This window comes from Nocardia sp. NPDC058705, from assembly GCF_042749305.1.
Classification (GTDB): Bacteria; Actinomycetota; Actinomycetes; order Mycobacteriales; family Mycobacteriaceae; genus Nocardia.
Map to the genome: position 1 here is coordinate 49,358 of NZ_JBHYRN010000033.1, position 11,568 is coordinate 60,925.

Below are 11,568 nucleotides of genomic sequence, written 5' to 3' on the forward strand. Positions count from 1 at the left end.
AGCTCCACGCGGCACAGTGGTTTTTCGGGAAGTGAGCAGTTTTCGGCCTGGCAGATGAGCTGCGCCGACGCCGACACTCGTGCCACACAGGAACTTTCCGCCGAGAGGAACTCACATGACCGTCGTATTCGTGCACGGCGCCCCCGAGACCGCCGATATCTGGGACGGGGTGCGAGACCATCTCGCCACCGACAGCGTCGCGTTGCGTTTGCCCGGATTCGGGTCCGATCGCCCGGAGTCCTTCGGCGCCACCATCGACGAGTACACGCAGTGGCTGATCGAGGAATTGCGACGTATTCCGGGTCCTGTCGATCTTGTCGGCCACGACATCGGGGCGATGCTGACCTACCGCGTGGTCGCCGAGCCAACCGTCACGGTACGAAGCTGGGTGGCAGACGATGCGAGTGTCCTGCATCCCGACCACCGCTGGCATGAGCTCGCCAAGACTTGGCAGACAGTCGGTGCGGGCGAGGAGTTCGTCCGCCAGGCCGTTGTCGCACCGAAAACCGTTGTGGCGAAACTACGTTCGCTCGGATTGCCGGAAACGCACAGGGCCCATGGGCACTTCGACCTCGAGATGGGCAGGGCCATCCTCGACCTCTACCGTTCGGCGTACGAAAGCCGCTACCGGGCATGGGGACCCGCGACGCGAACCAGTACCCCGGGGTTGGTCATCCACCCGGTACACGACGCGCTCGATGACTACGGTTTCGCGAGCGACGTCGCCCGCCAGCTCGGCGCCACGTTCTATCTCATGCCGGGGGCCGGGCACTGGTGGATGCTCGACGATCCCGCCGCTGCCGCACAAGCCCTGTCGGATTTCTGGGAGTCACTGTTTCCCACCCGGGGTGCTCAGTGGCCGTTCAACTCCTGATGCCAGAGCAGATCCCCGATTCGCTCCACCGCGGTGGACAGGTGGCGGCGGTAGGTGCTGAACGGCACGCCGAGTAGTTCGGCCGCCACCTCCTGGGTCGGCGCGCCCTTGAAATAGGTGACGTTGACAGCGCGGTAGAGCTTGTCCCCGCCGCGCTCTCCCTGGAGCGAAAGCGCTGCCGCCGTGAGGAGTTCGGTGAGGTCACGACCGCTTTCGAGAACCAGTCGGCTGCGATTGAGCGGGTTGTCCGACTGCGCCACCGGTTGCCGAAACGTCCGCAACGCATCGCGCACAGCGGCATCGAATTCCGGGCGCGACAACACCACCAGCTCGCCGTGCCTGCGAGCCGAGCTGTCGGCCATCGTGGTCCCGGACAGCATGGCGTCGGTCTTTTCCTGCAGCCAAGGGCCCGCGGGTTGCGCGCGCCAATCGTGGGCGAACAGCGCGTACCGGTGCTCGCCCACGGAGGGTGGTGAGTCGATGGGGAGCATATTGATGTCGCCGAGGTGGGCATTCCAGAAACCGTCGTCGCGCATCACCACGAAAGACCATGCGATCCGCTCGCCGCGGATCATTTCGCCGGTGGCGCGCCACTGGGCGAAGGTGGTCGACGGTGCGGGTCGCTGGTAGGCGGCCGGGTCGACGGTGAAACGGGCCAACGCCAGATACTCGCCCGCCCGCAGCGGTGCGTTCGCCCTGACGTGGTTCCACGCGGCCGCGACGACGGGATCATGGTCGGCCCCTTCCGAATCGGTCAGTTCGAGCCATGCCGAGAAGGCGACCGGTTCGCCGGTGAGTGTCGAGTGATAGACCCGGAATCCTTCGGGCTGCCGGTCGAGCCAGAAGGCGGCGACCGCCGCCGAGGCGGGTCCTTCGGTCTGCTCGGCCAGTTCCAGCACCCGCGCACGATGTTGTGGCCGGTAGGGGAGATCGTCTACGACGCCGACCTCGCGCCAGACATTGAATTCCGACATCTGCCGATCGGTGCGGAACACGAAGATCAGCGCACCGGTGGCCTGAACCAGCTGTGACTCCGGGACGGACCGCACCTGCGCGAGCAGCGATTCGCGCATCTGGTTGTGCATATCGGCGAACCCTTGCGGGTCGCGCCATCTCAGGTCGGCTTCGAGGGTTTCCCTGACCACGTCGTGCGGGAACAGGCCGGTGTCGGTCGCTTCGATGAACGGCTGCACGCGCAACCACGCGAACAGCGCCGCGGCCTGCTCGCCCATCAACGACCGCAGCAGCGACTCCGAGGTGATGTAGGCGTGCGCGCAGATCTCCAGAGCTCGGCGATGTGCCGGGCTGGGTGTCTCTCCGACCAGTTGGCGAAGCAGGGTGGCGATCGTGTCCTGGCTCGGCGCCCACATCGATTGGCGCACAGCACTGTTGGCGGCGACAGCCGCGGCGAGCGCGAGGGCGAGCGGGTTGCCGCCGGTGAAGCCGAGCAGCGCCTGCTGCGCGCTGGCGGGCACGTGGCGCGCGTGCAGGAACTCCGCGGCCTCCTGCGGTGCCAGGTTGCGCACCGCGGTGACCGACAACAGGTCGACCCAGCCCGGATCGGAGGCCCACAGCGGGTCCGGCGCGGCCCGTCCCGCGACGACAACGACCGCCCCGACCGGCAGCTGCGGCAGAAAACGCTCCCACAACCACCCTTCGAGACCCTGACACTTCTCGAAGGTGTCGACGAGCAGCACCACACCGGGTTCGTGGACGGCGACCCCGGCGGCGGCGACGAAACCTTCCGGCGTCGGTGTCACCGTGCGTCCGTCGACCTCGACGACCGACCGACCACGCTGGCGCGCCTGCCTGGCGAAACGGCGCAGCAGCGTGGACTTGCCGATCCCGCCGGGACCGTGCAGATACTGGACCGGGTGCGCACCGGCCCCGCCGTCCAATGCGGCCTGGAACTGCGCGAGCTCGTCGTGGCGGCCCACGAAGGCGCGATCACGGCCCATCGCCAAGGTGTCCGCGAGCACACCGCGACCATCCTCGGTCGGACTCATCAACTCTCCCTCTCGACGTGTTCGCCTCGAGCGAGGCGGTACCGGCACCGAACCGGCCTCGTCGGCCAGGCTATCTGTCGTTGTGCTGTCGCGCCGCTCGCACCGGCGCCGGTAGGAGCAGGTCCGGGTCCTGCCGGAGGATCCGATGCTCGAGGGTGCGCAGTGACAGTCGCGGCTCGATGCCGATGTCGTCGATGAGCCTCTCGTGGATGCCGCGCAGCGCCGCCAATGCCTCGGTTTGCCTGCCGCTGCGGTACAGCGCCAGGGCGAGGAGCTCCCATCGACGTTCCCGGTAGGGGGTCGCGACCACGGCTTCGGCGAGCGCCGCGATCGCACGGGCGGTTTCGGGACCCGCGTGCGCGGGATCGTCGAGTGCCAGGCGCGCGGCCTGCAGCTCTTCGACGGCGACGTCGTGGAGCTCGGCGAGGTGAGCCCGGATCCCGATCAGCTCCGGTGCGGGCCCGAGTTCCTCCCACGGCTCACCCCGCCACAACGCCACAGCGGCCGCCAAATCCGTTGCCGCCCAAGAAGGATGGCCGTCATCGAGATGGCGCATCGCACCGGCGACCCGAGACGCCAGCTGCCGATGATCGATCAGCGGGCCCGGAATCACCAGCGCGTATCCGCCCGCGCCGCGCCGCAGATAGCGTGGGCCGACCTGCGGGCCGAGTGCGGCCCGCAGTCGCCAGATGATGCCGCGCAATGCCGAGGTGACATTGCCCGGCGGGACATCGCCCCAGATCTGTTCGATCAGATACTCGTCCGGGACGACCGCGCCATCAGCGGCCGACAGCGCCGACAGCGCTCTGCGCGACCGGGGACCACCCAATTCCGCGGGCACGCCGTCGATTTCGACGACGATCGGCCCGAGGACACGGCACAGGACTGTTGGCGAGTCCAACCGGTCACTTCCCGGTGAGGAAGTCGAGGAGCAACGCGTTGATCCGGTCGGGTGCCTCGAGCTGCAGCCAATGACCGAGCCCGTCGAGTCGCTCGTACTGCCACGTTCCGTGGACATGCTTCTCCGTCCCGACCATTGATTCCTCGGTCAGAAAGTGATCCTCGCTGCTCCAGATCCCCATCACCGGCGCGAGCACCGGCGGAAGTACCGGCGGTTCGACGAGCACCTGCGCCCCCGCTCCGGTGCGATACAGCCCGAGTGAGGTGCTCAGCGCCCGCGGATCGCGCAGTCGCTCGATCACTTCCGGCAGATCCGGATGGGAGCCGAGCCACTGCCTCGTGTTGGCGAAGTCGTCTTGCGACAACCAGCGTTCCGCGATTCCCGGGAACTGGAAAAGCAGGAAATACCAAGACTTTTCGCGCTGGGCTATGCCCGCTTCCACATTCGCCGCCGGACTACCCGCCGAGAGCAGGCTGACACTGGCCACCCGATCGGGGACGGTGGCCGCCAGCAGCTGGACCAAGGGCGACCCCCAGTCGTGCCCGACCAGATGTGCGCGCTCGACGCCCAGCTCGTCGAGGACGCCGACGAGGTCGCCGACGTAGTGCGTGAGCTCGTAGTCCGCCAGCTCCACGGGCTTGTCCGAGGCGCCGAAACCGCGCAGATCCGGCGCGATCGTGCGGTATCCGGCCGCGTTGAGGGCGGCCACCTGATGGCGCCAGACCGCGTGCGTGTCCGGATATCCGTGTACCAGAAGGACATCGGCGCCGGTGCCGCTGACCTGCACCTCGAGTTCGATTCCGTTGGTCTCGATTCGCATCAGCGCGCACCCTTCAGCGCGGCGAGCAGGTCCGCACGCGAGGGTCCCTGCGTCGCACCGGCGCCTGCGAGTTCGATGATCCGATCGACGACACCGGGCCTGGACAGGGCGTCGTCCGGGCTGGTGAGCATCGAGCCCACATCGCCGAATGCGCGAAGAACGTCAGGGTCACCCAGCTTGGCGATCTCCAGCGCCTGGCGCAGCGTCCAGTCCTGATCATCGGTTTCGTACGCGACACCGGTGATGGAGCCGTCGGTCTGCGCGAGCCGGTGCAGGTCCCATGCGGCCGTTGCCTCGTAGGCAGGGCCGAGTGTCGACTCGGTGGCCTCGTCGAAGCGCAGCGCGAGCTTGTCGAGGTCGCCGATGCCCTGCTCCCGCAGGACATCACGCAGCAGCAGCGCATGCGACATGCCCATCGTGATCCCCATCCCGAAGGTGGGATCTGTTGTCGCCCAGGCATCTCCGATGCTCAGGATGCCCGTTGCCACGGGCAGGCCGTCGACGACGAACCGGCGATGACGAGCCTCCATTCCGGACATGGCGAGTACCCCGGTGATCGGCTCGCCATAGGTGGACCAGTGCGCCATCTCGGGATACAACGCTGCCACCCGCTGCCAGGCCGCCGGCTCGCTGAGCGCCCGCATTTCGCGATCACGCGCGGAGACGAACAGGGCGAGCGCCCAGGTGCCCGCATCGCCGGGGACGGTGGTCAGCGAGATACTGTCGTGGTGCTCCAACGGCCACGGTGACTGCGCGGGCATCGACCCGTCCGGCGAACGGAAGTAGCGGCTGTAGGCCAGGAATCCGGTGTCGTGCCGAGTGATGACGGGGGTGGCAGCACCGATGTCGACGAGCATGGTCGCCACCGGTGAGTTGCGGCCACCCGCGTCGACGACGAGATCGGCCGCGATCGTTTCGCCGTCGCGCGTGCGTACTCCGGTCACGCGTGGCCGAGTCGCGTGGCCGTCGCTGAGCAGTCCGGCGACCGCGACGCCTCGACGGACGGTGATCCCGGCAGTCTCGGCCGCGGTGTTGCCGAGCGCCGCCTCGATGACCGGGCGCCGAGCGGCGAGGGTGTCGAAACGCTCGTCGCCCTCGAGCCTGCCGCCGATGGCCGGGAGGTCATACGCCCCGGCCAGCATGTTGTGGGTCGTCGCTCCCAGAGCTCGCAATTCCGCGACGGCTTCCGGCAGTTCCGTGACGAGCAGCTGATAAGCCGCCGGGAGCATGATGTGCGGATGCCGGAACTGATTGACGCCCGGCCGCTGCCACTGCTCCCACGCCCCTTCGGCCCCATCGCCCGGATTCTTCACATCCCGGTCGAGCACCGTCACCTGCTGACCGTCACGCGCGAGCAACAGCGCCGCCGTCATGCCGGCCAAACCGCCACCGATTACCACGATATTCACTGCGAGACCTCCTGTTGCGCTTGCCTTACGGAGGTACTCTCGCCCTGATCACCGCTCACTTCCCAGGCCAGTTCCTGCCCAGTTCGTGCTCAATCGGGGGTCGGGCGATGCCGATCAGTCGCGGGCGGCCTTCCCGGTGGCGCGGGATTTGCGGGGCGCGGCCGAGCGCGGTGGTTGGGCGCGCATGTGGTCGCGGACGCGGGTCATGATGTCGCCGAGGTGGTCGACGTCGTCCTCGGTCAGGGAGTCGAACAGCAGGTCTCGCGAGAGCTGGACATGGCCGGGCAGCACACGGTGGAACAGCGCGCGGCCGCTGTCGGTGAGGGTGACCAGGGTGGCGCGTTCGTCCTCGGGTGAGGGGGCGCGGGTGATGAGACCGGCCTTCTCCAACAGTCCGGCCTGGTAGGTGAGACCGCTGCGGCTGTAGACGACGCCATCGGCCAGTTGGGTCATGGTGAGCGGGCCGGGGGCTTCGAGCAGGCGCGCCAGGAGCTGGAACTGCACGTAGCTGATGTCGCCTTCGGCGCGCAGTTGCTGCTCGATGGCGTGTTGGAGCAGGCCGACGGCTTCCAAGAGCGCGAAATAGGCCCCGAGCTGGCCGGGTTCGAGCGGCTCGACGTCGCTGGAGTCGTGGTCTGCCATGCCCGCACCTTACCTGCTTCGAATTTGAAACATAGTGACGACGATCACCGCATTCTCGGGTATTGCTTCGAACTCGAAGCAGGTTACTGTCTGTACATGCTTCGAATTCGAAGCAGCATACCGAGGAGAGATCATGAAGGCAGTGCGATTCCACGCCCACGGCGACAGCGAAGTCCTGGCCTACGAGGAGGCCCCCCAGCCTGTCGCCGCCGCGGCGGAGGTCGTGGTGAAAGTAGCCGCGACGTCGTTCAATCCGGTGGATGTCGCGATCCGTGCCGGCTACTTGCAGGAGGTGTTCCCGGTGTCCTTCCCGCACGTGCCGGGCATCGATGTGGCAGGCACCATCGCCGAAGTCGGTGCGGCGGTGACCGATTGGGCAGTCGGGGACGAGGTGGTGGCCTTCCTGCCGATGCACACCGACGGCGCGAGCGCGGAGTACGTCGCCGTCGCTGCCGACCTGTTGGCCGCGGCGCCCCGCAACGTCGAGCTCGCCGATACCGCGGCACTTCCCGCCGTCGGGCTGACGGCCTGGCAGGCACTGTTCGAACATGCGGGCCTCATCGCGGGTAACAGCGTCCTGATCAACGGCGCAGGCGGTGCGGTCGGCGGCTACGCGGTACAGCTGGCCGCCCGAGCCGCAGCCGTGGTCACCGCGACCGCGAGCCCGCGAAGCGCCGACCGGGTTCGCGCCGACGGTGCGGCCCGAATCATCGACTACACCGCGATTCCGTTGGCGCAGGCCGTATCCGGGCAGCGGTTCGACGTCGTGATCAACTTGGTCGCCACCTCGCCGGAGGAGACCGCCGCTCTGGTCGATCTGGTCGCCGACGGTGGAATCTTCGTCAGCACAACAACTCCCGGTGAACCCGACCCCGAGCGCGGCGTGCGCGCGGAGCGGGTGTTCGCCCGCAGCGACGCCACCCAACTCGCCGGACTGGTCGCGCTCGTCGACGCCGGTGACCTGCGCATCGACGTCGCCGCCCGCCGGCCGCTGAGCGAACTGGCAGCCGTCCACGCCGAAGCCGTCACCGGGCAGTCGCCCGGCAAGACGATCCTGCTGCCCTGAGCCACACCTCCCTATATCTCGCAGTGACACCTCACCCGGTGTCGCACAAGGAGTCCTGGCTTCGCTCTGAACGCCCGGCCGCGGCCGAGACTGCTCGCTTCACGGATCAGCTGCCGTCCGCGGCGAGCAGTCCCGCCATGCCCAAGAAGCACACACCGCTGCCGAGATCGATTCGGCGTGCAGTGCGTGTGGAGAAACCGGTCGAGCCGATGAGACCGCCGACGGTGACGTAACCAAGGCCGACGACCAGTTCGATGCCGACATAAGCAGCGCCGAGCAGGGCGATCTGCGTCCCGTATCCGCCCGCCGACTCGTCGGCGAACTGCGGGAGCAGCGCGGCGAACAGCAGTAACGCCTTCGGGTTGCTGATACCGACGGCGAATTCGTTTCCGACGACGCGCCACCGCAGCGCGCTCGCCGCCGGACCCGACGCCTCGGTGGTCATCGGCCGCCAGGCCCGCCGCAGGCCCTGGATCCCGATCCAGGCGAGATAGGCGACGCCTACCCACTTGATCACGGTCAGCGCGGTCGCCGAGGCCGCCAACGTCGCACCGAGTCCGGCCACAACCAGTGCGACGAGGACGGCGAAGGCGGCCAGGCGACCACCAACCCCGGCCAAGGCGTACTGAATGCCATGGCGCACAGCATTGTTCAGGCCGAGGATCTGGCTTGCACCCGGGATGAGCGAGACGAGTAGAGCGGCGGGGAAGAACCCGACCCAGTTGATCGCGTGCATTCTGCGGTCTCCTTACGCGTGAATCCGAAGGACCCATCGTCATCCCGGAAGCTGCTCACTTCCCAGCCCGTTCGACTGTCCATCGATGCTCGAAACAGTGCAGTGCGCAGGTGACGGAGTCGCTCGATGCAGTCGAGGGCGCAGTCATTCGACTGATTCGGCAGGGGTGCCCGGATTCGTAATTTTATCGAGCAGGTTCTGGTCTGGGAACTGAGCGCCGTTCCGGTCGACAGTTGCCAGGCCTCCCGAAAAGTCAAAGGACGAAAGATATGCGAACCACCAACGAAGACCGGCAGATGCACGTGGTAGTGCTCGGCGGCGGTCCGACCGGCTTGACCGCGGCCATGCTGCTGGCCCGCGAGGGCCATCGAGTCACGGTGCTGGACAAGGATTCCGATCGCCCCGTGGTCGATGCCGAGCAGGCATGGGACCAGTGGAAACGGCCCGGAGTGAACCAGTTCCGGCATCCGCACGTCATGCTGCCGGGGGCGTTCGACCTGCTCTCCCGTGAACTCCCCGATGCGGTCACCGAGCTGCGAGCGCTGGGCGCACGGACCCACAACATGCTCGACGGCGCCTACGACCTACCGGCCATCGGCGGCCGTAAGGCCGGCGACGAACGATTCGACACCCTCGCTGCCCGCCGACCGGTCATCGAGCAGGGGCTCGCCAACGCTGCCGCACAGGTCGGGGTCACCGTTCGCCGAAATACCCCGGTCACCGGGTTTCTGACCGATGCCACGCCACCCACCGGGATCGCGCACATCACCGGTGTGCTGACCGCACACGGTGAGTCCATCCACGCCGACCTGGTCGTCGATGCCCTCGGCCGCAACTCTCCCGCGAGCAAGATGCTCGTCGACATCGGCGCTCCCGCACCGGTTGTCGATCGGCACGAGACCGGATTCCTGGCCTACAGCCGCTATTTCCGCTCGGCCGACGGCTCCTGTCCGCAACAGGCGGCATGGCCGCTGGAGCACCACGACAGCATCTCGTTGACCACCGTTCCCGGTGATGCGGGCACCTGGGCGCTGGCCCTGTTCGTCTCGGCCGAGGACCGCGCCATGCGGGCATTGAGCGATCCGGACGTCTGGCAGCGAGTCGCAGCCCTGTACCCCGGTATGGCGCACTGGGCTTCCGAGGGTGAACCCATCACCGGGGTGTTGGCGATGTCGGGAATGGAATCCCGGCATCGGCGCTTCGTCGTCGACGGCAAACCGGTCGCGACCGGTCTGCTCAGTATCGGGGACGCTTGGGCGACAACCAATCCCACCTTCGGCATGGGCATCACCATGGGCATGGCACACGGTGTGTTGCTGCGAGATGTGTTGCGAGAGATCGGCTTCGACGATCAGGACAAGCTCGCACTCCGGTTCGACGAGATCACCAACGCGACGCTCGGTCCCGCCCAGCAGGCCTCGGCCGCATGGGATCTGCACCGACTGGCTCAGATCGACCTCGAAATCGCGTCCATCCCTTATGAAATCGGTGTCCCTTACCGGACCGAGGACGCGGACTGGAATCTGCGGCAGGCACTGGAGGTCGCGAAGCTGCGCGATCCCGACGTACTGCGGGCATTCGGCGACGTCGGTTCGGTACTGAGCAGTCCCGAGGACGCGCTGGCACGACCCGGAGTGCTCGATCGAATCATCGAACTCGGCAGCGAATCCGCCGGCTACCCGGAGCCCGGGCCGTCGCGGGTCGAGTTGCTCGCCGCGATCGTGGCGGCCTGATGGTGGGCCGGTGGCCTGCCCACCGTCCCCGTTCGTTTCGGCGGGCGCCGCGCGCCGCTGTCCAGATCACCGACTGAATCCGACCCACCTCTTCAGGAGTCATCATGAACAACCAGATCCTTTGGACCCCTACCCAACTGGGCAGCATCGCCCTCCCTCATCGCCTGGCCATGGCGCCGATGACCCGCAGCCGCGCTGCGGGTGACGGCACGGTCACCGATCTGACCGCCACCTACTACGAGCAGCGCTCCTCGCTCTCGATGCTCATCAGCGAAGGTACCCAGCCTTCCGCTGACGGGCAGGGCTACCTGAACACGCCCGGCATTTACGAGCCCGCCCATGTCGAGGCATGGAAACGGGTCGCCGCGCCAGTCCACGAAGCCGGTGCCGCCTTCGTCATCCAGCTGATGCACGTGGGCCGGGTCTCCCACCCCGCCAATACCCCCCACGGCCGACCCCCGGTCGCGCCGTCACCGATCGCGGCCGACGCGATGATGTTCACCGCCGCCGGGCCACAACCGATGGCCCAACCGGTGGCACTGGACGCGGTCGCCATCGCGCGTACCGTCGAGGAGTTCCGGGTGGCTGCCGCGATGGCGATCGACGCGGGGGCCGACGGTGTCGAGATCCACGGCGCGAACGGCTACCTGCTGCACCAGTTTCTCAGCACCAACGCCAACCAGCGTGGCGACGAATACGGTGGCTCCATCACCGGACGGGCCCGATTCCCGCTCGAAGTCGCCGCTGCCGTGGCCGCCGAAATCGGTGCCGACCGCACCGGATTCCGCATCTCGCCGGCCAACCCGTTCAACGACATCACCGAAACCGACACCCCTGCGCTCTACGCGCACCTCGCCACCGAGTTGGCCGACCTCGACCTCGCCTACCTGCACCTGGTCCACGCCGGTGACGAACACCTACTGCGGACGATCCGTGGAATCTGGCCAGAGCGGCTGGTCGTGAACCGTGCGGGGGCCGACCTCGACGCACGCATCGCCGACCTCGACAACGGCACCGCCGACGTCATCGCCGTCGGCACTCCCGCCTTGGCCAACCCGGACCTACCCGCCCGTGTTCGCGCCGGTGCCGCGCTCAATGAAGCCGACCCGGCCACTTTTTATGGCGGGGACCACCGCGGTTACACCGATTACCCCGTGCTCACCACCTGACCGAGAATCCACCGATCTGATCCCGAGCGGTGTGTCACTCCAACCATCCGAACAGGGCTTCAGATCATCGGCAGTCGGCTCGGGAACCTGCTGTGCCGCTCGGTGGGGCGGCTGCGTGGTTACGCAAGTTGCGTGCGATACCGGCGGGCGCACTGTGGCAGTTGGGGCCTGGGAAAAAGAATCGGCGCGAACCAAACCATTCAGGTTTGGTT

Annotated in this window: 10 protein-coding genes; 4 read left to right on the forward strand and 6 right to left on the reverse strand. The window is 67.4% G+C overall.

Annotation, left to right across the window (positions count from 1 at the left end; genetic code table 11):
* Positions 1 to 115 precede the first annotated feature (115 nt).
* Positions 116 to 874: an alpha/beta fold hydrolase gene (locus ACFW6D_RS28050; protein ID WP_379332984.1), complete on the forward strand. Its 759-nt coding sequence runs from the start codon at positions 116 to 118 to the stop codon at positions 872 to 874.
* Here the strand turns inward: ACFW6D_RS28050 and ACFW6D_RS28055 are convergent.
* The 5 genes from ACFW6D_RS28055 to ACFW6D_RS28075 all read right to left on the reverse strand — a co-directional run bounded on the left by ACFW6D_RS28055 (position 853) and on the right by ACFW6D_RS28075 (position 6,652).
* Positions 853 to 2,880 carry an ATP-binding protein gene (locus tag ACFW6D_RS28055; RefSeq protein ID WP_379332986.1) on the reverse strand — a complete coding sequence of 676 codons (2,028 nt, stop codon included), beginning with the start codon at positions 2,878 to 2,880 and terminating at the stop codon, positions 853 to 855. The two genes, ACFW6D_RS28050 and ACFW6D_RS28055, sit on opposite strands and share 22 nt — an antisense overlap.
* A gap of 70 nt (positions 2,881 to 2,950) precedes the next feature.
* Positions 2,951 to 3,781, reverse strand: a complete 831-nt coding sequence (locus ACFW6D_RS28060; protein WP_379332988.1) for a BTAD domain-containing putative transcriptional regulator — start codon at positions 3,779 to 3,781, stop codon at positions 2,951 to 2,953.
* A 4-nt stretch (positions 3,782 to 3,785) separates the two neighbouring features.
* On the reverse strand, positions 3,786 to 4,601 hold the full coding sequence (locus ACFW6D_RS28065; protein ID WP_379332990.1) for an alpha/beta fold hydrolase: 816 nt from the start codon (positions 4,599 to 4,601) through the stop codon (positions 3,786 to 3,788).
* Positions 4,601 to 6,010, reverse strand: coding sequence for an NAD(P)/FAD-dependent oxidoreductase (locus tag ACFW6D_RS28070; protein WP_379332993.1), 1,410 nt, complete (start codon positions 6,008 to 6,010; stop codon positions 4,601 to 4,603). Before ACFW6D_RS28070 ends, ACFW6D_RS28065 begins: the two co-directional genes overlap by 1 nt.
* A gap of 114 nt (positions 6,011 to 6,124) precedes the next feature.
* A complete protein-coding gene (locus ACFW6D_RS28075; protein WP_379332995.1) occupies positions 6,125 to 6,652 on the reverse strand; it encodes a MarR family winged helix-turn-helix transcriptional regulator in 528 nt (175 codons plus the stop codon).
* Between the two features lie 133 nt (positions 6,653 to 6,785).
* On the opposite strand from ACFW6D_RS28075, the gene ACFW6D_RS28080 reads away from it, so the two are divergent.
* Complete coding sequence (locus tag ACFW6D_RS28080; protein WP_379332997.1) at positions 6,786 to 7,718, forward strand: NADP-dependent oxidoreductase; 933 nt, start codon at positions 6,786 to 6,788, stop codon at positions 7,716 to 7,718.
* Between the two features lie 106 nt (positions 7,719 to 7,824).
* On the opposite strand, the gene ACFW6D_RS28085 is transcribed toward ACFW6D_RS28080, so the two are convergent.
* Positions 7,825 to 8,454 (reverse strand): LysE family translocator, encoded by a 630-nt coding sequence (locus ACFW6D_RS28085; protein WP_379332999.1) that lies wholly within the window; start codon positions 8,452 to 8,454, stop codon positions 7,825 to 7,827.
* A 269-nt stretch (positions 8,455 to 8,723) separates the two neighbouring features.
* On the opposite strand from ACFW6D_RS28085, the gene ACFW6D_RS28090 reads away from it, so the two are divergent.
* Positions 8,724 to 10,187 carry an NAD(P)/FAD-dependent oxidoreductase gene (locus tag ACFW6D_RS28090; protein WP_379333001.1) on the forward strand — a complete coding sequence of 488 codons (1,464 nt, stop codon included), beginning with the start codon at positions 8,724 to 8,726 and terminating at the stop codon, positions 10,185 to 10,187.
* Between the two features lie 104 nt (positions 10,188 to 10,291).
* Entirely contained in the window at positions 10,292 to 11,356 is a 1,065-nt protein-coding gene (locus tag ACFW6D_RS28095) for an alkene reductase (RefSeq protein ID WP_379333003.1), read from the forward strand.
* The last annotated feature ends 212 nt before the right edge of the window (positions 11,357 to 11,568 follow it).

Excerpts from the sequence above, each read along its gene's own strand:
- ACFW6D_RS28050 (WP_379332984.1), top strand. The coding sequence starts at position 116 with ATGACCGTCGTATTCGTGCACGGCGCCCCCGAGACCGCCGATATCTGG.
- ACFW6D_RS28055 (WP_379332986.1), bottom strand. The coding sequence starts at position 2,880 with ATGAGTCCGACCGAGGATGGTCGCGGTGTGCTCGCGGACACCTTGGCG.
- ACFW6D_RS28065 (WP_379332990.1), bottom strand. The coding sequence starts at position 4,601 with ATGCGAATCGAGACCAACGGAATCGAACTCGAGGTGCAGGTCAGCGGC.
- ACFW6D_RS28075 (WP_379332995.1), bottom strand. The coding sequence starts at position 6,652 with ATGGCAGACCACGACTCCAGCGACGTCGAGCCGCTCGAACCCGGCCAG.
- ACFW6D_RS28080 (WP_379332997.1), top strand. The coding sequence starts at position 6,786 with ATGAAGGCAGTGCGATTCCACGCCCACGGCGACAGCGAAGTCCTGGCC.
- ACFW6D_RS28085 (WP_379332999.1), bottom strand. The coding sequence starts at position 8,454 with ATGCACGCGATCAACTGGGTCGGGTTCTTCCCCGCCGCTCTACTCGTC.
- ACFW6D_RS28090 (WP_379333001.1), top strand. The coding sequence starts at position 8,724 with ATGCGAACCACCAACGAAGACCGGCAGATGCACGTGGTAGTGCTCGGC.
- ACFW6D_RS28095 (WP_379333003.1), top strand. The coding sequence starts at position 10,292 with ATGAACAACCAGATCCTTTGGACCCCTACCCAACTGGGCAGCATCGCC.